This is a genomic window from Actinospineispora eucalypti, from assembly GCF_039543365.1.
Classification (GTDB): domain Bacteria; phylum Actinomycetota; class Actinomycetes; order Mycobacteriales; family Pseudonocardiaceae; genus Pseudonocardia; species Pseudonocardia eucalypti.
In genome coordinates, this window is sequence record NZ_BAABJP010000007.1 from 522,021 (window position 1) to 538,999 (window position 16,979).

20 protein-coding genes, 2 tRNA genes and 2 pseudogenes are annotated in these 16,979 nt (G+C 69.8%); 9 read left to right on the forward strand and 15 right to left on the reverse strand.

The annotated features are described in order from the left end of the window. Window positions 1–9 precede the first annotated feature (9 nt). Window positions 10–1,236: an oxygenase MpaB family protein gene (locus ABEB12_RS10020; protein ID WP_185066545.1), complete on the reverse strand. Its 1,227-nt coding sequence runs from the start codon at window positions 1,234–1,236 to the stop codon at window positions 10–12. Window positions 1,237–1,339: 103 nt separating this feature from the next. Here ABEB12_RS10020 and ABEB12_RS10025 point away from each other — a divergent pair, with 103 nt between their 5' ends. The 3 genes from ABEB12_RS10025 to ABEB12_RS10035 all read left to right on the forward strand — a co-directional run bounded on the left by ABEB12_RS10025 (window position 1,340) and on the right by ABEB12_RS10035 (window position 4,263). Beyond that, entirely contained in the window at window positions 1,340–1,813 is a 474-nt protein-coding gene (locus tag ABEB12_RS10025; RefSeq protein WP_185066544.1) for a ribose-5-phosphate isomerase, read from the forward strand. A gap of 6 nt (window positions 1,814–1,819) precedes the next feature. Then, entirely contained in the window at window positions 1,820–2,632 is an 813-nt protein-coding gene (locus tag ABEB12_RS10030; protein WP_185066543.1) for an Fpg/Nei family DNA glycosylase, read from the forward strand. A 113-nt stretch (window positions 2,633–2,745) separates the two neighbouring features. Next, on the forward strand, window positions 2,746–4,263 hold the full coding sequence (locus tag ABEB12_RS10035) for an alkaline phosphatase family protein (RefSeq protein ID WP_185066542.1): 1,518 nt from the start codon (window positions 2,746–2,748) through the stop codon (window positions 4,261–4,263). A gap of 184 nt (window positions 4,264–4,447) precedes the next feature. On the opposite strand, the gene ABEB12_RS10040 is transcribed toward ABEB12_RS10035, so the two are convergent. Both ABEB12_RS10040 and ABEB12_RS10045 read right to left on the reverse strand, forming a co-directional pair. Further along, window positions 4,448–5,212 (reverse strand): hypothetical protein, encoded by a 765-nt coding sequence (locus ABEB12_RS10040; protein WP_185066541.1) that lies wholly within the window; start codon window positions 5,210–5,212, stop codon window positions 4,448–4,450. A 65-nt stretch (window positions 5,213–5,277) separates the two neighbouring features. Then, window positions 5,278–6,519, reverse strand: a complete 1,242-nt coding sequence (locus ABEB12_RS10045) for a GNAT family N-acetyltransferase (RefSeq protein ID WP_185066540.1) — start codon at window positions 6,517–6,519, stop codon at window positions 5,278–5,280. A 64-nt stretch (window positions 6,520–6,583) separates the two neighbouring features. Here ABEB12_RS10045 and ABEB12_RS10050 point away from each other — a divergent pair, with 64 nt between their 5' ends. From ABEB12_RS10050 to ABEB12_RS10060, 3 genes are read left to right on the forward strand one after another with little or no spacing between them, the layout of a single operon-like run. Further along, the gene (locus tag ABEB12_RS10050) at window positions 6,584–7,006 is read left to right on the forward strand and encodes a TIGR03618 family F420-dependent PPOX class oxidoreductase (RefSeq protein WP_185066539.1); all 423 of its coding nucleotides are present in this window, start codon (window positions 6,584–6,586) and stop codon (window positions 7,004–7,006) included. Beyond that, a complete protein-coding gene (locus tag ABEB12_RS10055) occupies window positions 7,003–7,392 on the forward strand; it encodes a hypothetical protein (protein ID WP_185066538.1) in 390 nt (129 codons plus the stop codon). The genes ABEB12_RS10050 and ABEB12_RS10055 overlap by 4 nt, the downstream gene beginning before the upstream one ends. Further along, window positions 7,389–7,589, forward strand: a complete 201-nt coding sequence (locus tag ABEB12_RS10060) for a DUF6186 family protein (RefSeq protein ID WP_185066537.1) — start codon at window positions 7,389–7,391, stop codon at window positions 7,587–7,589. The genes ABEB12_RS10055 and ABEB12_RS10060 overlap by 4 nt, the downstream gene beginning before the upstream one ends. A 310-nt stretch (window positions 7,590–7,899) precedes the next feature. Here ABEB12_RS10060 and ABEB12_RS10065 read toward each other — a convergent pair whose 3' ends face one another. The 4 genes and pseudogenes from ABEB12_RS10065 to ABEB12_RS10075 all read right to left on the reverse strand — a co-directional run bounded on the left by ABEB12_RS10065 (window position 7,900) and on the right by ABEB12_RS10075 (window position 9,764). Then, complete coding sequence (locus tag ABEB12_RS10065; protein ID WP_345702702.1) at window positions 7,900–8,466, reverse strand: DUF5753 domain-containing protein; 567 nt, start codon at window positions 8,464–8,466, stop codon at window positions 7,900–7,902. A gap of 81 nt (window positions 8,467–8,547) precedes the next feature. After that, window positions 8,548–8,757 (reverse strand): annotated as a pseudogene (locus ABEB12_RS42085) (helix-turn-helix domain-containing protein); the annotation flags it as partial. After that, window positions 8,738–9,247, reverse strand: a complete 510-nt coding sequence (locus ABEB12_RS10070) for a DUF6879 family protein (protein WP_221499075.1) — start codon at window positions 9,245–9,247, stop codon at window positions 8,738–8,740. The gene ABEB12_RS10070 and the pseudogene ABEB12_RS42085, both read right to left, overlap by 20 nt. Before the next feature lie 10 nt (window positions 9,248–9,257). Next, window positions 9,258–9,764 carry a hypothetical protein gene (locus ABEB12_RS10075; protein WP_185066757.1) on the reverse strand — a complete coding sequence of 169 codons (507 nt, stop codon included), beginning with the start codon at window positions 9,762–9,764 and terminating at the stop codon, window positions 9,258–9,260. 869 nt (window positions 9,765–10,633) lie between these two features. Here ABEB12_RS10075 and ABEB12_RS10080 point away from each other — a divergent pair. Next, the gene (locus tag ABEB12_RS10080) at window positions 10,634–11,293 is read left to right on the forward strand and encodes a Gp19/Gp15/Gp42 family protein (RefSeq protein WP_185066534.1); all 660 of its coding nucleotides are present in this window, start codon (window positions 10,634–10,636) and stop codon (window positions 11,291–11,293) included. A 70-nt stretch (window positions 11,294–11,363) separates the two neighbouring features. On the opposite strand, the gene ABEB12_RS10085 is transcribed toward ABEB12_RS10080, so the two are convergent. Further along, window positions 11,364–11,440 (reverse strand) — tRNA-Pro (locus tag ABEB12_RS10085). 42 nt (window positions 11,441–11,482) lie between these two features. After that, window positions 11,483–12,013, reverse strand: coding sequence for a carboxymuconolactone decarboxylase family protein (locus ABEB12_RS10090; protein ID WP_185066533.1), 531 nt, complete (start codon window positions 12,011–12,013; stop codon window positions 11,483–11,485). A gap of 60 nt (window positions 12,014–12,073) precedes the next feature. On the opposite strand from ABEB12_RS10090, the gene ABEB12_RS10095 reads away from it, so the two are divergent. Further along, a tRNA-Gly gene (locus ABEB12_RS10095) sits at window positions 12,074–12,144 on the forward strand. Window positions 12,145–12,224: 80 nt separating this feature from the next. Here the strand turns inward: ABEB12_RS10095 and ABEB12_RS10100 are convergent. From ABEB12_RS10100 to ABEB12_RS42090, 5 genes and pseudogenes are all read right to left on the reverse strand, one after another. After that, complete coding sequence (locus ABEB12_RS10100; RefSeq protein ID WP_185066532.1) at window positions 12,225–13,286, reverse strand: phosphotransferase; 1,062 nt, start codon at window positions 13,284–13,286, stop codon at window positions 12,225–12,227. Window positions 13,287–13,288: 2 nt separating this feature from the next. Continuing rightward, complete coding sequence (locus ABEB12_RS10105; RefSeq protein WP_185066531.1) at window positions 13,289–14,320, reverse strand: phosphotransferase; 1,032 nt, start codon at window positions 14,318–14,320, stop codon at window positions 13,289–13,291. A gap of 46 nt (window positions 14,321–14,366) precedes the next feature. Next, window positions 14,367–14,999: a GntR family transcriptional regulator gene (locus ABEB12_RS10110; RefSeq protein WP_221499074.1), complete on the reverse strand. Its 633-nt coding sequence runs from the start codon at window positions 14,997–14,999 to the stop codon at window positions 14,367–14,369. A gap of 240 nt (window positions 15,000–15,239) precedes the next feature. Continuing rightward, on the reverse strand, window positions 15,240–15,707 hold the full coding sequence (locus tag ABEB12_RS10115; RefSeq protein ID WP_425572236.1) for an MBL fold metallo-hydrolase: 468 nt from the start codon (window positions 15,705–15,707) through the stop codon (window positions 15,240–15,242). Window positions 15,708–15,741: 34 nt separating this feature from the next. After that, window positions 15,742–15,912, reverse strand: a pseudogene (locus ABEB12_RS42090) (MBL fold metallo-hydrolase); the annotation flags it as partial. Here ABEB12_RS42090 and ABEB12_RS10120 point away from each other — a divergent pair. Beyond that, the gene (locus tag ABEB12_RS10120) at window positions 15,845–16,357 is read left to right on the forward strand and encodes a putative quinol monooxygenase (RefSeq protein WP_345702703.1); all 513 of its coding nucleotides are present in this window, start codon (window positions 15,845–15,847) and stop codon (window positions 16,355–16,357) included. The pseudogene ABEB12_RS42090 and the gene ABEB12_RS10120 overlap by 68 nt on opposite strands. A 256-nt stretch (window positions 16,358–16,613) precedes the next feature. On the opposite strand, the gene ABEB12_RS10125 is transcribed toward ABEB12_RS10120, so the two are convergent. Next, the gene (locus ABEB12_RS10125; protein WP_185066529.1) at window positions 16,614–16,832 is read right to left on the reverse strand and encodes a hypothetical protein; all 219 of its coding nucleotides are present in this window, start codon (window positions 16,830–16,832) and stop codon (window positions 16,614–16,616) included. Between the last annotated feature and the right edge of the window lie 147 nt (window positions 16,833–16,979).

Consider the following 16,979-nt stretch of genomic DNA (forward strand, 5'->3'; position numbering starts at 1 on the left):
TCCAGCTTCTCAGGCCGCTCGGCGTTCGTGTGTCTGGTAGCCGACGTCGGCGCCCAGCTCGCGGATCGCCCGTTGCAGCAGCCAGCGCCGGGTGCCGCCGCCCACCCGGTCGCTCAGCTCGGTGGCCCCGGGGAGCACCCGCCGGGCCAGCTCCAGGGCCTGCACGCTGAACGAGGTGGCCAGCACGGCGGCCTGGAACAGCCGGGAGTTCGGCAGCTCCAGGAAGTCCGCGTTGCGCCGGCCCAGCACCATCCGGCTGTACGAGCCGAAGTAGTTGGAGAACGCCCAGTTCACCGCCTTGGGTATCGGGTACTCCCCGTTCGGGGTGAAGGTCTCGGCCAGCGCCCTGGCCAGCCGCAGCGAGTCCTCGTCGGGGATGAACTCGGTGACCGCCTCCAGCCAGAACACCCGCCAGGTGTCCGCCTCGGTGGTGGGCAGTATCTCGGGCACGATGCCCTGCAGGTGGCCGACGTAGCGCCACAGGTGCACCACGGCCTCCCGCTCCCGGGTGGTGTGCCGTACGCCCAGCGCGTGCGTGCCGACCAGGAAGGCCAGGGAGAACAGGGTCAGCGTGCCGACCGTCTGCACCTGGTTGACCGGCAGGTCCCAGGCGGCGTAGTCCCAGTCCGGGCGGCGCCGCATGGCCGCCCGCACCTGGGCGTGCATGACCCGGACCCGGATGGTGTTCTTGAAGCCGGTGCCGAACCGGTTCAGCGCCCCGGCCTCGGTGATGTCCACCCACCAGCTGGCCGTCTCGATCAGCCGGCGCGGCGCGGCGGAGCGCAGGTTCCCGGTGGCCACCAGCGTCTTGCCGGGGCGCGACGCCAGGTAGCCGCCCATGAGCGCCAACCCCTGCAGCGCGTACAGGCCGAGCATGCCGCTGCGCCGGCAGGTCCGGGCGCCCAGCTCCACCTGGTCCATGTCCAGCCAGAACGGGATGTCGTCCACCTGGGCGAAGAACGCGCGGAACGCCTCGGGGGCCTCCGGGACGGCGTCGATGCCCCGCTCGATGGCGCGTTCGAGCAGCTCGCGACCTTGCCGGCCGGGCAGCTCGCGCATCGCCGCCACCACCGCGTCGGCCAGCGGGTCGCCCACGTGCGCGAACTCGCGGAACCGGTCCACCTGTTCCTGGGTGGCCCGGATGTCGCCGGTGGCGAACTTGCGCAGATAACCCGTGTACGGCGCCTCGGTGAGGAACTCGGGGTGCGGCAGCAGCGCCGGCTCCGGAGATGACACCGAACAGCCTCCCTTACTGAGGACACCTGTCATCAGATTGTGGTTATCACGATGCCCGGTTCGGCGCGCCGGTGTCAAGAACGGTTTGGCAGGATGTGCGGCTGTGCGCGTCTACCTGGGTTCCGACCACGCCGGCTTCGAGTTGAAGGCCCGGCTGCTCGATCATCTGCGGGATGCCGGCCACGAGGTGGTGGACGTCGGCGCCAAGGTCTACGACGCGCTGGACGACTACCCGCCGTTCTGCCTGGAGACGGCCCGCCGGGTGGTCGCCGACGCGGGCAGCCTGGGCGTGGTGATCGGCGGCTCGGGCAACGGCGAGCAGATCGCCGCGAACAAGGTGGCCGGATGCCGCGCCGCGCTGGCCTGGAGCACCGAGACCGCCCGATTGGCCCGCGAGCACAACGACGCCCAGGTGGTGGGGGTCGGCGGCCGGATGCACACCGAGGAGGAGGCGCTGGCCATCGTGGACGCGTTCCTCGCCACCCCGTTCTCCGGCGAGGACCGGCACTCCCGGCGGATCGAGCTGCTCGCCGACTACGAGCGGACCGGCAAGATCACCGGTCTGCCGGAGGACTGACCGGGCATGCCGGAGGGGCACACGCTGCACCGGCTGGCCCGGTCCCACCAGCGGCTGTTCGGCAAGGCGCCGGTCGCCGTCTCCAGCCCGCAGGGCCGGTTCGAAGCCTCGGCGAAGCTGCTGGACGGCCTGGTGCTGCAGCGCGCCGAGGCGCACGGCAAGCACCTGTTCCACCGCTACGGCCCGGACCAGGTGGTGCACGTGCACCTGGGCCTTTACGGCACCTTCTCCGAGTCGCCGGTGCCGGCCGCGCCGCCGCGCGGGCAGGTGCGGATGCGGCTGGTCGGCGCCACCCACTACACCGACCTGCGCGGCCCGAACGCCTGTGAGCTGATCACCGGCGCGGAGGTGCGGGCGATCCGCGCCCGGCTGGGTCCCGACCCGCTGCGCCGCGACGCCGACCCGGAGCTCGCCTGGACCCGGATCTCCCGGTCCCGCACCCCGTTGGCCGCCCAGCTGATGGACCAGAAGACGGTCGCCGGCGTGGGCAACGTGTACCGGGCCGAGCTGCTCTACCGGCACGGCATCGACCCGATGCTGCCCGGTCGTTCGTTGCCCAGGGAGCAGTGGGACGCCATGTGGGCCGACCTGGTCGCGCTGATGCGGGACGGGGTGCGCCGAGGCCGGATCGACACGGTGCGCCCCGAACACGAGCCGAAGGCCACCGGCCGGGCCCCGCGCCAGGACCGCCACGGCGGCGAGGTGTACGTCTACCGCCGCCACGACCAGGACTGCCTGGTCTGCGGGGACACGGTGCGCAAGGCCGACCTGGCCGGCCGGAACCTGTACTGGTGCCCCACCTGCCAACCGGCGTTCTAGAGCCGTCCGGGCCGGCGGCGAATCGGCCGGCGACCCACCGGCCGGGCCGCGCGTTATAAGGGCCGTCTCAGCGATCGCGCGGACCGGCCCCCGGGCGCTGCGAGACTGCACGCGTGGGAGTCACCCGCCGACAGTTCCTCACCGCTTCCGCCGCGGCCGCCGCCACCGCGGTGCTGCCGCCCAACCTGCGCCGGGTGGCGCTGACCTCGTCGGCGGCGCCACTGCCTCCACCGCCGGCCGGGCGGCTGGCCGACATCCGGCACGTGGTGCTGATGATGATGGAGAACCGGTCCTTCGACCACTACTTCGGCACGTTGCCCGGGGTGCGCGGGTTCGGCGACCCGAATCCGGGGATGCTGCCCGCCGGCGACCTGACCGTGTTCCACCAGCCGTGCCCCACCAACAACGACGGCTACCTGCTGCCCTTCCGGCTGAACGGCAACACCACCAGCGCGCAGGAGAACCGCTCGCTGAACCACAGCTGGGCCGCCCAGCACGGCTACTTCCGGGACGGCGCGATGGACGGCTTCCTCAGCTGGGAACGGGACCGGGGGCTGTTCTCCTACCTGGTGGACATGGTGCAGGACCTGTTCGGCGACCGGCTGACCCGCCGGGAGATGGCCATGGGCTACTTCACCAGGGAGGACATCCCCTTCCACCACGCGCTCGCCGAGTCGTTCACCATCTGCGACAACTATTTCAGCTCGGTGCTCGGCCCGACCTGGCCGAACCGGCTGATGTGGATGACCGGCACGATCGACCCGGAGGGCCGGTCGGGCGGGCCGGTGAAGGAGAGTGACGACCGGGGTGCCCGGGACGGCCGGCTGAGCTGGACCACCTACGCCGAGCGGCTGGAGCGGGCCGGGGTGAGCTGGCGGGTCTACGACGAGGAGCCCGACTCCTGGTTCAACCCGCTGCGCTTCTTCCGGCAGTTCCGCACCGCCCCGCCGGACTCCCCGCTGGCGGTGCGCGGCCTGGCGAAGGCCGCGCCGGACGAGTTCGAGCGGGACGTGGCCGGCGGCCGGCTGCCCACGGTCAGCTGGATCTGCCCCAGCTACGCGGACAGCGAGCACCCGGACCGGCACCCGGCCGACGGCGCCGCCGCGATCGCCCGCAAGCTGGAGGCCCTGGCCGCGCACCCGGACGTGTGGAACCACACCGTGTTCATCCTCAACTACGACGAGAACGACGGGCTGTTCGACCACGTGCGGCCGACGGTCCCGGCGCCGGGCACGCCCGGCGAGTTCGTCGGCCACCAGCACATCGGCCCGGGATTCCGGGTGCCCTGCCTGGTCATCTCGCCGTGGAGCGCGGGCGGCTGGGTGTCCGGCGAGCCGCTGGACCACACCTCGGTGCTGCGCTTCCTGGAGCGGGTCACCGGGGTGATGGAGCCGAACATCAGCCAGTGGCGCCGGCAGACCTTCGGCGACCTGGTGTCCACGCTGCGCCTCTCCGACCCACCGGCCCCCGGGCTGCCCCCACTCCCCGACGCCGCCGCCCTGGCCCGTCAAACCGACCAGGTGCTGTTGGATAACTCACTACCCGCCCCCGAGCCACCCTCGGTGCAGACAATGCCTACGCAGCAGGCCGCCGCGCGCCCGCACACGCCCGGACCGGCCCGAGGACGTTAGCGGCGGCGTCGGGTTCTAACGACGGCTTGGACGGCGCGGCTGGGGTTGGTCTGCCGCGGAGTGACGGATGGTGCAGTGTCGGCAATCGGCCGCGCCCAGGCCACGGCAGACCAACCCCAGCCGCGCTGTCCAAGCCTGCTTTAGAACTGGCACCGCACCCCGGAGGCGGTCCCGTGGGCTAACGCTAGAAGAAGCCGCCGTCGTTGCCGCCGAACATGTCGAAGCCGCCGCCGTCCGCGGCGCCGCCGTCCCCGAAGAAGTCGCCGCCGTTGCCGGAGTCGGCGTTGCCGGCGTCACCCGCGTCCAGCGCCTGCGCGTCGGCGAAGCCGTCCGCGTACGCCGCGCCGGACATCCCGCTGAACAGCGCGTCGAACAGCAGGAACGACCCGACGCCCCAGGCCCCGGCGACCAGTGCGGTCTTCCACCAGGGCTCGGAGTACCAGCCGGCGGGCACCGGCCGGCCGGCCACGGTGCCGCCCGGGTAGTAGTGCGCGTTGCGGTCCGAGGGGTTCGGCGAGGCGCTGTACTGGTGACCCCGCACATCCACGTCCCGGGCCTCGGTGACCGCGCCGGCCTGCCGCTGGCCGGGCAGCGGGGGAAGTTCCGGGCCGGGGTCCAGGCCCATCGCGGTGCGCGCCGCCCGCACGTAGTAGAGCCCCTCGTAGGCCGACTCCGTGACCTGCCGGTACTGCGCCGGGGTGTGCGCCCGGTCCAGCTGGGAGCCGGCGGCGGTGTACCGCTCGGCGGCGTCGGCCAGGGCCTGCTTGGAGGCTTCGTCGGTGCCCTCCAGGTTGAGCACCGAGCCGCCCAGCCGCTCCACCCAGCGCCTGGCCTCCGACTCCGCGTCGGCCAGCTCCCGGCGCCTGGCCTCGGCCCGCTGCCGGGCCAACCAGACGCCGCCGGCGACCAGCGCCAGCACGATGACCAGGGTGACTATCCCGCCGCTCACCGCATCTCACCTCGCACGCAAAGACCTACCCATATAACGCGCGGCCCGGGCGCAACGTTCCCCCATCAGAAGATGTTGGCGCAGTACGGCTCGGTCTCCCCGGCCATCGCCCGGCACAGCGCGCGCAGTGCGCCGGCCCGCTGCTCGCGCACGCGCCCGGCGCCGGCCAGCGCGGTGAGCCGGACGCCGCCCAGGAACGCCGCGCCCAGGTCGGCCACGCCGCACTCCAGGTCGGCCGGACGGTCGGTGCGGCTCGCCTCGGCGGCGCCCCGCTCGTCCACCCGCAGCCGCCACCGGCCGGCGTTCCACGGGCAGAAGCGGTCGGCGACCTCGAGCACCACGTCGCACGGGGCGGCGTAGCGGCGGGCCGGCAGCGCCCGGTCCAGGTCGACCAGGCGCACCCACAGCAGGTCGCTCACGTCGGTCAGCGCCGCGCGCGGGTTGACCAGCACCAACGGCAGCGGGTCGTCCAGCGGCACGTTGTCGTAGCTGACCTTGCCGACCATGTCCAGGTCCAGCAGCGAACGCCAGAGCGAGGCGTGCGCCTCCGGGTCGGCGCTGATCAGCTCCTTGACGTCCAGCCGGTAGTCCGGGCCGGCCGCCGGCCAGTCGGCCTTGGCCCGGAACACCGCGTAGCCGTCCGGGCGGCCGTCCGAGGCGGCGTGGTGCACGGCGTACCGGAACGAGGTCGAGCCGTACCGGCTGGCCGGGTCGTCGCGGAACCACCAGTCCCAGTTCGCGTCGGACCGGGACACCCAGCCAGGCCGGGTGGGCAGCAGCTCCTCGAACACCCGCCGCATCAGCGGGAGCGCCTCCTCGGCGGAGTACCAGCGGACCGCGCCGCCGGTCGGCGTGCCGGGCCGGAACGGCGCCCGGCCGGGCACGGTGAGCGTGGCGCGCCGGGCGGACAGCCCGTAGCCGAACCGGCCGTAGATGGGTGCCATGGAAGCCCACAGCGCGGCGATCGGTTCCCCGGACCCGTGCAGCCCCTCCAGCAGGTCGCGCATCAGGGTGCTCAGCGCGCCCTGGCCCCGCGAGTCGGGCCGCACGCCCACGAACGTGACCCCGGCCAGCGGGCTCGGCCCGGCACCGGGCAGGGTGATCGTCCTGGTCAGCAGCCCACCGGCACCGATGAGGCGATCCTGCTCGTCGGCCACGCCCCGGTAGCGGTCGCGCTCCAGGAAGCGGTGCAGCAGGCCCGGGTTGACCGGTTCGGGGGTGGGGTCGCCGAGGAACGCGTTGGCGCTGAAGGTGGACATCTCGTCCCACTCCGCGTCGGTCAGCGGGCGGGCGCGCAACGATGGCATGAAACAGTCGTATCGGCCCTGTGCCCGCGCGTCCATCGGTTAACGGATCAATAAGCTGGTCACCGTGACCGAACTTTCCGCTCAGGTGATCGAGTTTCTGTCCGAGGGCACCCGCACCGGCAAGGTGGGCTACCTGGCGGGCGACGGGCGCCCGCTGATCGCGCCCGTGTGGTTCCTGGTCGAGGACGACCGGATCGTGTTCAACACCGGCCGGGAGACGGCCAAGGGCAAGGCGTTCGCCCGCGACCCCCGGGTGGTGTTCTGCGTCGACCTCGAGGAGCCGCCGTACGGGTTCGTCCAGGTGCAGGGCGAGGTGGAGCTGGACGACGACCCGGAGGAGCTGCTGCGCACCGCGACCGCGCTGGGCGGCCGGTACATGGGCGCCGACCGCGCCGAGGAGTTCGGCAAGCGGAACGGGGTGCCGGGGGAGCTGATCGTCCGGATTCGGCCGACCAAGGTCATCTCCGCGTTCAACGCCACCGAGTGATCGGGTTGACCGAGGCGCGCCCGCGCGCGCTGGACCGGGGGCACCTGGCCATCGCGGGGTACTCGCTGGCCGCCGGCTGGTCCCAGCCGTTGACCCTGCCGGCCGCCGCCGCCGTGCTGCTGGCCGGGGTGCCGCTGCTGCTGGTCCGCGTCCGCCGCCCGGTTCGCCCGCTTCCGGCCGGTGCCCGGCCGGGGCCGGCGGTGGCGCTGTGGCTGGGGCTGCTGGCCGCGTTCGGCGTCTGGGAGCTCACCGCCGGGCTGTGGGGCAACGACGCTGACCACCCCACGCTGAGCCTGCTCTGCGACCCGGCCCTGGAGCACTATCCGGTGCGGGTGCTCGGCTACGCGTTGTGGCTGCTCGCCGGGCGCTGGCTGGTGACCCGGTGAGCCCCTACGCGGTCATCGCCGCCGGGTTCGCGGCGATCTTCGGGTCGGCGCTGCTGATCGATCTCGCGGCGCGCCACGGTTGGACGTCGCTGCGCCCGGCCGGCGAGGCGGCGCACGCCATCCTGCGCGGCCGGGTCGGCCGGTGGTTGCTCATGCTCGGCTGGCTCTGGACCGGGTTCCACTTCCTGGCCAGGTGAGTTCCCGCCCTCGAGAGTGACCCGGGGCGTCCGTGGTCGGGGTGGCGGGATTTGAACCCACGGCCCCTCGCTCCCAAAGCGGAGATCCCAGGATGTGAGACGTTGAGTCTCTGGCCAGCGTCTATCACGGGCGGTTCTCTATCGCCTGATGGGAAGGCGGAAGGACACCATTAGGATCAGCAAGATCACGGCATATGACGGCTTGGGCCGTCCGGTGATGCATGCCGGGGGATCGGTGACCTACCGAGTCACCACGCACGACGTAGGGACACCGGGGAACGTGCTCGGAAGCCCTGAGGCGCCCAGGGAACTACGATCCGTCTGACAGGTCGGCAAGGGCGCGGGTGATGAGCGCCCGCGCCTTGGCGCCGAACACGGCCGACCCCTGCAAGTGGGCGAACATGTCCACGTAGAGCTGCACTTCCCGTGGCTGCGTGATCTCCAGTTTGGCGGTTGGGGTCTCTACCCCGACCATCTCACTGTCGTAGATCCAGAACGGGACTTGCGTGAACGTCTTACGAATCTCGGCTTGCGGGACGATTCCGAGGCTAACCCTCGGCAGTGACATCGTGGCTAAGAGCCGATCGAGCTGCCCCGCCATCGTTTCGGGACTGCCGACTCTGACGCGGATTGCGTTCTCCTCCAGGATCACGGAGAAACGGCGATTTCCCGAGTATATGATCTGTTGACGCTCGATACGCGCTTGCAGCGCGCTATCGAGATCGTTGGGTGCACCGAGAAAATCAATAAAGTATCGGAGCACCGCGGCGGAGTACTCAGCGGTTTGGAACAGTCCAGGGATGGCACTGTGCTCGTAGATTCGAAAATGTGAGGTCTGCTCGTAGAGCGGCACCGGCGCTAGCATCAGCTGCTTCATGCCCGCCCGCGTCTGCCGGCGCCACTCGACATACATGGACTCGATAGCCCTAGCGGTGGCGATGAGGTCCGTTACCTGGTCCTCAGCATTGCACGCCCGGCACCACGCCTTGATGTTGTCCTCTGGTGGCGCTTGGTTGCCGTTCTCGATGCGGCTGACCTTGGTGAAGTGGCACCCGATGACCGAGGCAAGCTCACGCCCCGTGAGACCCGCGTCCTTGCGGATCTCACGGAGGCGGAACCCGAGAGAGTCCCGGGCCTGCTGAGCTGGGCTAGTTGGTCTTGTATTCACTGTCAGGTATCGACAGTTCCCACACAGCGTCGAACGCGCTTCGACACAGTTCAATCGCCGCGCGGTCGCCGGTTTTCTGACGGTCAACAACGAGACCGTTGCCGGCGAAGATCAGGAAAACAACGGTCTGGTTGTCGAATAACCAGAAGTCGTTACCTGGCAGAGCAACCGTGGAAACGCGACTGCGCGGTACCCATCGGATATCTTCACCAGCTTCAACAAAATGATGCGAGTCGTTCAGCACCCATCTCTGATAATCGGAGACAGGCTCAGAGATGACCCGTGCCCGTTTGAAGACCTTGCCGGCCTGGACGCCTGTCCGAACTTTGTCGAACCACGGCTTGAGCCATTCTGTATCATCTGGCTCCCCGGCCAGCCACTTGGCTAGGTGCGGTAGTTCGGCGGCAGTGCCGTACGCATCCCGCATCTCCAAATGGAGAGCTTCGGCATCAAACGAGCTGAGCAACTCGCTCAAGGTCTCGTAGGGCACACTTTCCAAGTTAACTCCCGACTAGCGCAGCCATAGCAACGCGCGACACGTGGACACAGGTCTCATGCCCTGGGATGTCCATCTGACTGAGCGTTTCCTGGTCGGTGACCTTCGTTCCGCGAACGATGTAGTTCCCGACCTCGTTCACGTGGACGATCGGCGGAATCAGGTTCACCACGTCCCCCTCCGGCCCGTCATTAGCAAGGTGCACCATCAGCTTCGGCGGAACTTCCACAACGGTCTCATCCTCCGCTACGGGGATCACGGCCAGGATCTTCGGGTCCGTGACGATCCACCCTTGCACCACGTAGGAGTCACTGTCGGTGGCGTACAGGGTCGGGGACTGGTCAGGTACGGACTCCTTGCCCAAGAACGTAAGACGCATGGTCACTCCCGAGTAAGTGTTGCGGTGTGTTGCAGACAGCAAGACGCTCGACAGTGTGACACGGCAACTTCTCGCGTGGGTCTGATTCGACGAATCAGCCTCGTATGACGCCATGTCGATCTCGTTCTGCACCGGCAAGGGGTGCTTCTGCAACTTTCTGCAACATCGTTGATCTCGGACTTACCGGGTCCATAACGTCCTTCCTCATGTGGGCGGAGAGCGGGCGAGAGAGACGACGCGCGAAGCTGCGTAGCGAGTATCGGCGCAACAGCAAGCTGTCCTTACGGGATGACTGGCTCTGGTTTGTGGCGCGATGGGAGCGGAGCCCCCTCGGCCGCCGGCTGTGGCGCACTAAGCCAACCCGAGACATGCAGCTCGTGAAGGTCGGTCGGTGAAGCTGCCCGTGCTCACGGGTCTAACCGCCCTGATGGTTGCGGAGCTGGTGATGACCCGTGTCTGAGCAAGAGCGTCCGCATCTCCAGACTGGCGACCTTGGCCCGTGGGCGGAATGGACCGCCGAAGAGATCTTCAATGAGGCCTGCGGCGAACCGGCCCGAGTCATCCCGGCCCCACCTGAGGCCGAGTGAGTCCCCGTGTCTGACGGCTCAGCCCAGGGGTTTCGCTACGTCACGGCGTACGGCAGCAACGAGACTCACGCTCAGCTCACCGTGGATCTTGCCCGAGGTCGCACGTGTGCGGCCTACCGGCGGGCGACGAGTGGGCTACCGGCCCGGCCGCCGAGCACTGCGCCGAATGCTGGGCGGACTGGCGGGTACGTGGTGATCAGCCCCGATACGTCGGCGCCCGCTTCGGCTCGCCCGGAATCCGTGCGTAAGCCCCGTGCAGTCGGAATCCCCCAGGGTCGGCACGCATCGGGCGTCGCGGCTCTCCCGGCTGCATGGTCCGTCAGCCCCCGGAACCGTCCCCCTCACGGTGCCGGGGGTTGGCTTAGTCCCCGATCACGAACTCGGAGTTGATCCGCTCGTAGCCGAGGGCGAGAGTTGGACGAGTCCGAGACTCGTATCGTCGCCGCCCAGCTCGACGATACCGAGCTGCTGATCACCGGGAGAGTTCCCGACCTTGACGCCAAGATCACCAGTGGCGCCGTCGATGCCGGCGTCGTGGTGATGGTCGAGGCGGATGCGGTCCTCCGCTTGATCCGCAACCCAAACGGCTACCGGACCGAGACTGATGGCAACTACTCCTACGAGATCGATCAACGCGTCGCTTCCGGCCGGCTGATGATCCTGGACGAGGAATGGGCGCTGCTCGGTATCCGAGCCGCTGTGTTCACGATCGTGCCCCGTATGTACGTGCCGGGCGAGTGCTTCGGCGGCACGGCTGCATGGGCACTGACGACGCAGCCGTATGGGCCTGAGCAAGGTGAAGCTGCGCCTTGCACGATCACGCGACAGGTGATCGTGCGTCGGCCCGACCGGAGGGTGAAGGTCGGCCCCGCCGACAACGGCGACGTACGGTCAGTCCGGAGCCAGCCGGCCGGGGCGTTCCTGGCAGACGCGATGGTTCAGGCGGTGATCGGAAGCGGGGGCCGACCCCTGCCTGTGATGGTCCCGGTGGCGATCCCGGTTCCGCGGTACGTGACCTGGGTCAGGAAGATCTCGGCCCGCCGGCCATCTGACAGCCTGATCTTGAGGTCATGATTGAAATCCATCGCGTTGGACAGCTACTGTCAGTGCCGCGAAAGGCACTGACCAGGGCATACGCCCTTCCTGGTCGGGGTGGCGGGATTTGAACCCACGGCCCCTCGCTCCCAAAGCGAGTGCGCTACCAAGCTGCGCCACACCCCGTGACCTGTGCAGCCTAGCGTGTGGCACCGCCGCCGTCGCGCGCTATCCCAGGCGCAGGCCCTCGGTGCCGGCCGGCGGATCGGAGTCGATGCGCAGGGTCACCATCATGCGCGCCAGCATCAGGTAGTGGCCGGCGACCAAGGTCAGCTCCACCAACTCCCGGTCGGGCAGGTGGGCGGCGACGGCGGCGTACCGCGCGTCGTCGACCTCGCCGGCCACCACGCCGTCGACGAAGTCGAGTACCGCCCGGGTCAGCTCGTCGAGCTCGTCCAGCCGGCCGGCCTCCAGCGCCGCGATCTGCCCCTCGGTGACCCCGACGGCCAGCGCGATCGGCACGTGCTGCTCCCACTCGTACCGCGCGGCGAGCAGTCCCACCCGCAGGATGGCCAGCTCGCGCAGCTTGGGGTCCAGCGCCAGGTCGTTGAGCAGCGCGCCGCCGAACTTGAGCCAGGGCCGGAACGCCGTCTCGGCGTGCGCCATCAGGCCGAACACGTGCAGCGGAGCCAGCTTGCCCAGCGTGCCGGCGACGGTCGGCGGGGCATTATCCGGAGTGAGATACGGGACGCGAGCCATGCCACAGGACGCTACCCACGGCGGCTGGGTTACGCTGGGCACCGTCGCACAACGCGTCACGCGGGCGTAGCTCAATGGTAGAGCCCCAGTCTTCCAAACTGGCTACGCGGGTTCGATTCCCGTCGCCCGCTCTGTACCGCCTGAACAGCACAAACGGCACCCGATCCCGATCACGGGAGAGGGTGCCGTCCCGCTTCTCGTGCACCCGGACTCACGCGGTCTGCTCGAGGGTGCTGAGGGTTTCGTGGTCGATGGCGGCGGTGGCGTAGCGGTCGCCCATGACGGTGCAGACCTCGGGCGGCTGCATCTCCGGCCCGCACAGGGCGAACATCAGGCCGTGCAGGTGGTGGCGGCGGTAGGCCAGCCAGGCGTCGTCGAAACCCAGGGAAGGGCCGCCGGCCGCCGCCAGCGCGCCGAGGTAGTGGCGCAACAGCGAGGTCTCGTGTTCGCGCCGGCCGGGGATATCCAGGATGCCGACCAGGAAGTACGCGAGGTCGTCGGCCCATGGCGCCAGGCAGGTGGTCTGCCAGTCCAGGAACCGCAACCGGCCGTCGTCGAGCAGGTAGGTGTTGCGCGGGTGCGGGTCGCCGTGGGAGACCGCGAGCACGTCGGCGTCGTCGAGCCCCCACAGGCGGTACACCGCGCGCTCCACCCGCTCGCGGTCCCGCAGCGCGTCGTCGAAGGAGCGGGTCTGCTCCAGCTCGATGTAGGCCGCCCAGTGCGCGGGGCTCAGGAAGCCGCGGACCACCGGCCGGAACAGCCGCGAGCCGACGCTGAGCCAGCGCAGGGCGCCCGGCCCCGCCCGGTCCCAGCTGGCGCCGTGCAGCCCGGCCAGGGTCTCCAGCGCCGCCGACACCTGGTCCACGCCGTAGTGGTCGTCGGGGCTGCCGAAGCGCGCGCCGGCCGCGCGGAGGTCGTCCACGATCACCAGGCCCTGGTTGCCGGCCTCGTCCTCCTCGGCGTACCAGCACCGGGGGACCGCGTCGCCGAGGGTGGGCGCGATGTCGCGGTAGAACATCGACTCGATGCGGTAGCCCAGCCCGGCCACCGCGCGCATGCCGTCGTCGAAGCCGCCCTTGAGGCACAGCGCCTCCGGCGGGCCGTCCGGGCTCCGGTGCCGGTAGTCCACCCGTAGGAAGGCCTTGGTCGCGGTTCCCCAGATCGGCGCGTCGATCTCCACCGACCGCACCTCGGTCCCCGGCGCTCGCCGGCGCAGGGCCTGGGTGAGCCAGTCGGCGGTGATCTCCTCCAGCCGGGTGGGCAGACGGGCCACCGTCAGGCCCCGAGCAGGCGGTAGGTGTCCAGGTCCAGGGCGGCCTGGGCGAAGCGGTCGGCCAGGGCCGCACGGATCGCGGAGGGCTGCATCTCCTCCGGCGTCAGCGCGTACACCGCGCCGTGCAGCGGGTGGCGGCGGTAGGCGGTCCACGCCTCGTCGAACGTCTCGGCGGTGTCCGCCCGCGCGGCCAGGTAGGCCCGCAGCAGCGGCTGCTCGTGCGCGCGCCGGTCCTCCACGGACAGTGCGCCGATGAGGAACAGGGCGACGTCGTGGTAGGCGTCCCCCAGGCCGGCGAACTGCCAGTCCAGGAACCGGGGTGAGCCGGCCGCGTCCAGGTAGACGTTGGTGAGGTTGGCGTCCCCGTGGGTCAACGACTGGGGGCCGGCGTCCTCGCTGGCCCACAGCGCCCCGAACGCGCGGCCGACCCGCTCGCGGTCGTCGAGCACGTCCAGCACCGGGCCGCCGGTGGTCTGGCCGATGTAGGTGTCCCAGTGCGCCGGGGTGAGCAGTCCTCCGACCATGGCCCGCAGGTGCGGCGCGGCGGTCCGCCACGGCACGGCGATGTCCCGCCGGCGGTGCCAGCTGGCCAGCACCTCCAGCGCGGCCGCCGCCTGGTCCACGGTGAGCGGCTCGCGGGCGTCGCGGAACCGCGCGCCCCGGGCGGCGAGGTCGTCCAGGATGACGACGCCCTGTTCACCGTCCTCGCCGGCGAACCAGCAGCGGGGGAGGCCCTGGTCCAGTTGGGGCGCGATCTCGCGGTAGAACCGGGCCTCGGTGCGGTAACCCGGGGCCATGATCGCGCGAAGCTCGGGGACGAACCCGCCCTTTACGCAGAGCCGCTCGGGGTGGCGGGTCCCACCGGCGGCGTAGTCGGCCCGCAGCAGCACCTTGGTCGCGGTGCCCCAGACGACGCCGGTGACGGCCAGCTCGCGCACGGTTACGTCCGGGTCGCCGCCCGCGCGCAGGGCCCGGGTCAGCCAGCTCGGCGTGATGTCGTCCACCGAGAGCGGGAGATCGGTCGTGGTCCGCATGGTCGCCGATCATGGCGACCCGCGCGAGAACCTGTCAACGTTCGGTTCAGGCCTGTCGCACGCGGGCCAGGCTCTCCCCGGCGATCCGTGCGCCGAGGTCCACCAGGTCGCTCGCCGTGGCGCGGATCTTTTCCGGGTCGTTGGTGCCGGCGGCGGCGATCAGCTCACGCAGCGCCACGATGAGTTCGGTGGGTACCTGCGAGGAGTGGTCGATCTCTCCCCGCCCGGCCCGCACGTAGCGCTCGATGGCCCGAGCGAGCATCTGCGTCACCCGCATCTCCCAGTCGGTGGCCGACGTGCGGAGCAGGTCGAAGTAGATGGCGTGGTACTCGTCATACCGTGCGTCCGGGCTGAGTGCCCGGTCCGTGCACCGCTCCAGCCTCGGCCGCAGCAGGTCGAGATGCGCCTCGTCGACAGCGGAACCGGAGCGCGCGGCCAGTTCCGGTTCGACCCGCTGGCGGAGACCGCAGATCCCGCGCAGCTCGTCGCCGTCCAGCGGAGCCACGGTGGCGCTGCGCCCCCGGCGGGTCATCAGCAGGCCCTCGGCCTCCAGGCTGCGCAGCGCCTCGCGCACCGGGATGAAGCTCACCCCCAGCTGCGCGGCGATGGTGCGCAGCGAGAACTCCTGGCCCGGACGCAACCGGCCGCCGAGGATGGCGCGCCGAATCTCGGACGTCACCCGGTCAGCGACCGACTCGGTCGTGACCTCGTGAACGAACGCGGATTCAGGCATCTCGTCTCCAAGGCGGCATTACGGCAATCATAGTTTGTTATAGCATATGACTGCGCGGGTATCCAGCTATTTGCGCGGCCAAGCCTATTTGGTTTCGATTGGATCCTAACGATGGGCCTCCGGGCGGCGTGGCGCGTGCACCGAATAACGGAAAATGTGGCGCGCAACCCGGTGAGGATCCGTCGGCTAGACCGTGCGACGCAGCCCGTCGTGGGCAACTTCCCAATCGCGCAGATCCAGTTCGAGCGCGGAGGGGGAGAGGTGAGTGAGTGCGATCGCGCCGCAGTCGAATCGTTCGCGGTTTGCGGTAAGGCTCTCCAGGTCGAGGTGCCAGCGCACCGGGCGCGGGCTGTAGCCCTCCGCGAGGAAAAGGTCGGCTCCCGAGGACAGCTCGAGCAGCGCGTCGGTCCACTCGGTGTCTCCGGAGTAGGCGACCGTGCGCCCGCCCAGGCCGACCCGCACCCCGTAGGCGGGGGCACCGGAGGCGTGCCGGACCTCGTGCGCGCTGACCCGCGCGGCGCCGGCGTCGGTCGGACGCGAAGTCCCGTGTGTGCGGACGTGCACCTGGAATCGCCTGGTGACCGCGGTGGAGCCGGGGAAAAGTGTCTCCATCGCGAGGTCCAGCCGCTCGGTCGTGCCGGGTGGCCCGAGCACGGTCAGGTCGCGCGTGCGCCGGCGGAACTGGCCGTCCAGTACTTAGGAACGGCAGGCCGCCGAAGTGGTCTCCGTGCAGGTGGCTGAGCACCACGGTGTCGATCAGGTTCGGGTCGATGCCCTGCTGGCGGAGCGCGGTGAGGCTGGTCGCCCCGCAGTCGATCAGCAGGTTGGGCGGCGCGTCCTCGTCCTCGGCGACCGCGATACAGGTCTGGAACCGCCCGCCCGATCCGAACGCGTCTCCGCTGCCGGCGATGATCAGGTGCATGATGGCCTCGACGATACCCGTCGACCAATCACCCGGCACGCCCGACGAAAGGCAGGAAATGATCTTTATCGTGGTTAAGTTCACGCTCAAGCCGGAGTACAGCGAGAACTGGTTGGAGAGGGTAAACGATTTCACGACGGCCACTCGGGCCGAGCCGGGGAACATCTTCTTTGAATGGTCGAAGAGCGTTGAAGAATCGCACCAGTTCGTTCTCTGTGAAGCTTTCCGGGATGGCGAAGCGGGCAGTGCACACGTGAACTCGGATCATTTCCGGGCCGCGATGTCCTGGTTCCCGGATGCGGTTATCCGCAATCCTCAGATCGTCAATGTGGAGGTGCCGGGGGAGGACTGGATGGAGATGGCGGAGGTCCAGCCGCGTTAACCGCGTTAGCTCCGTGGCTGTTGGGGCTGGAAGGGGTGGTGGGACGAGCCGGCGCGCGGGCGTCCTGCTCCGGTGCCCGGTCGCGGGAGTGCCTGGCCTCGGACGTCCGGTCGCCGGTGGCCGATGACGAGTTGCGTCGGCCGGACGGCCCGGGTCAAGCTGAAATTGCTTTAGGTGTGAGATTGATTGCCCGAGGCCATCCGCGGGAAGCCGAAACGGGCGTTACCGATCTGAAACTTCGGGACGTTCTCCGAGGTTAAGGCGCGACCCAATCGGGTTGGCCGCCGAGCGGCCCGTTCAATCGAATCGACGGCAGATCCAGCGCCTGGTCAATGAGTATCAGGAACCGAGAGGCAAGCTGATGGGCTTCGGCGCGGGTGAGCAGGCCCCGGTTGGCGCCCCGGTGGAGTTCGTCGGCCACCAGGGAGCAGATCCCGGCCGACCATTCTTCGCGCGTCTGAAGCTCCTCGAGCATTGGAGATCATTACCATCGCACACGAGTCTTCACCCGCCCCAGAAGTCACACAACACTCTTTAGGTAACTCAGGTACACCGATGCGTGTCACCAGCCGCCGCCGATCGGGGGAGGCCACCGACGGCGGGCAGGGCGGGGCGGGCAGGG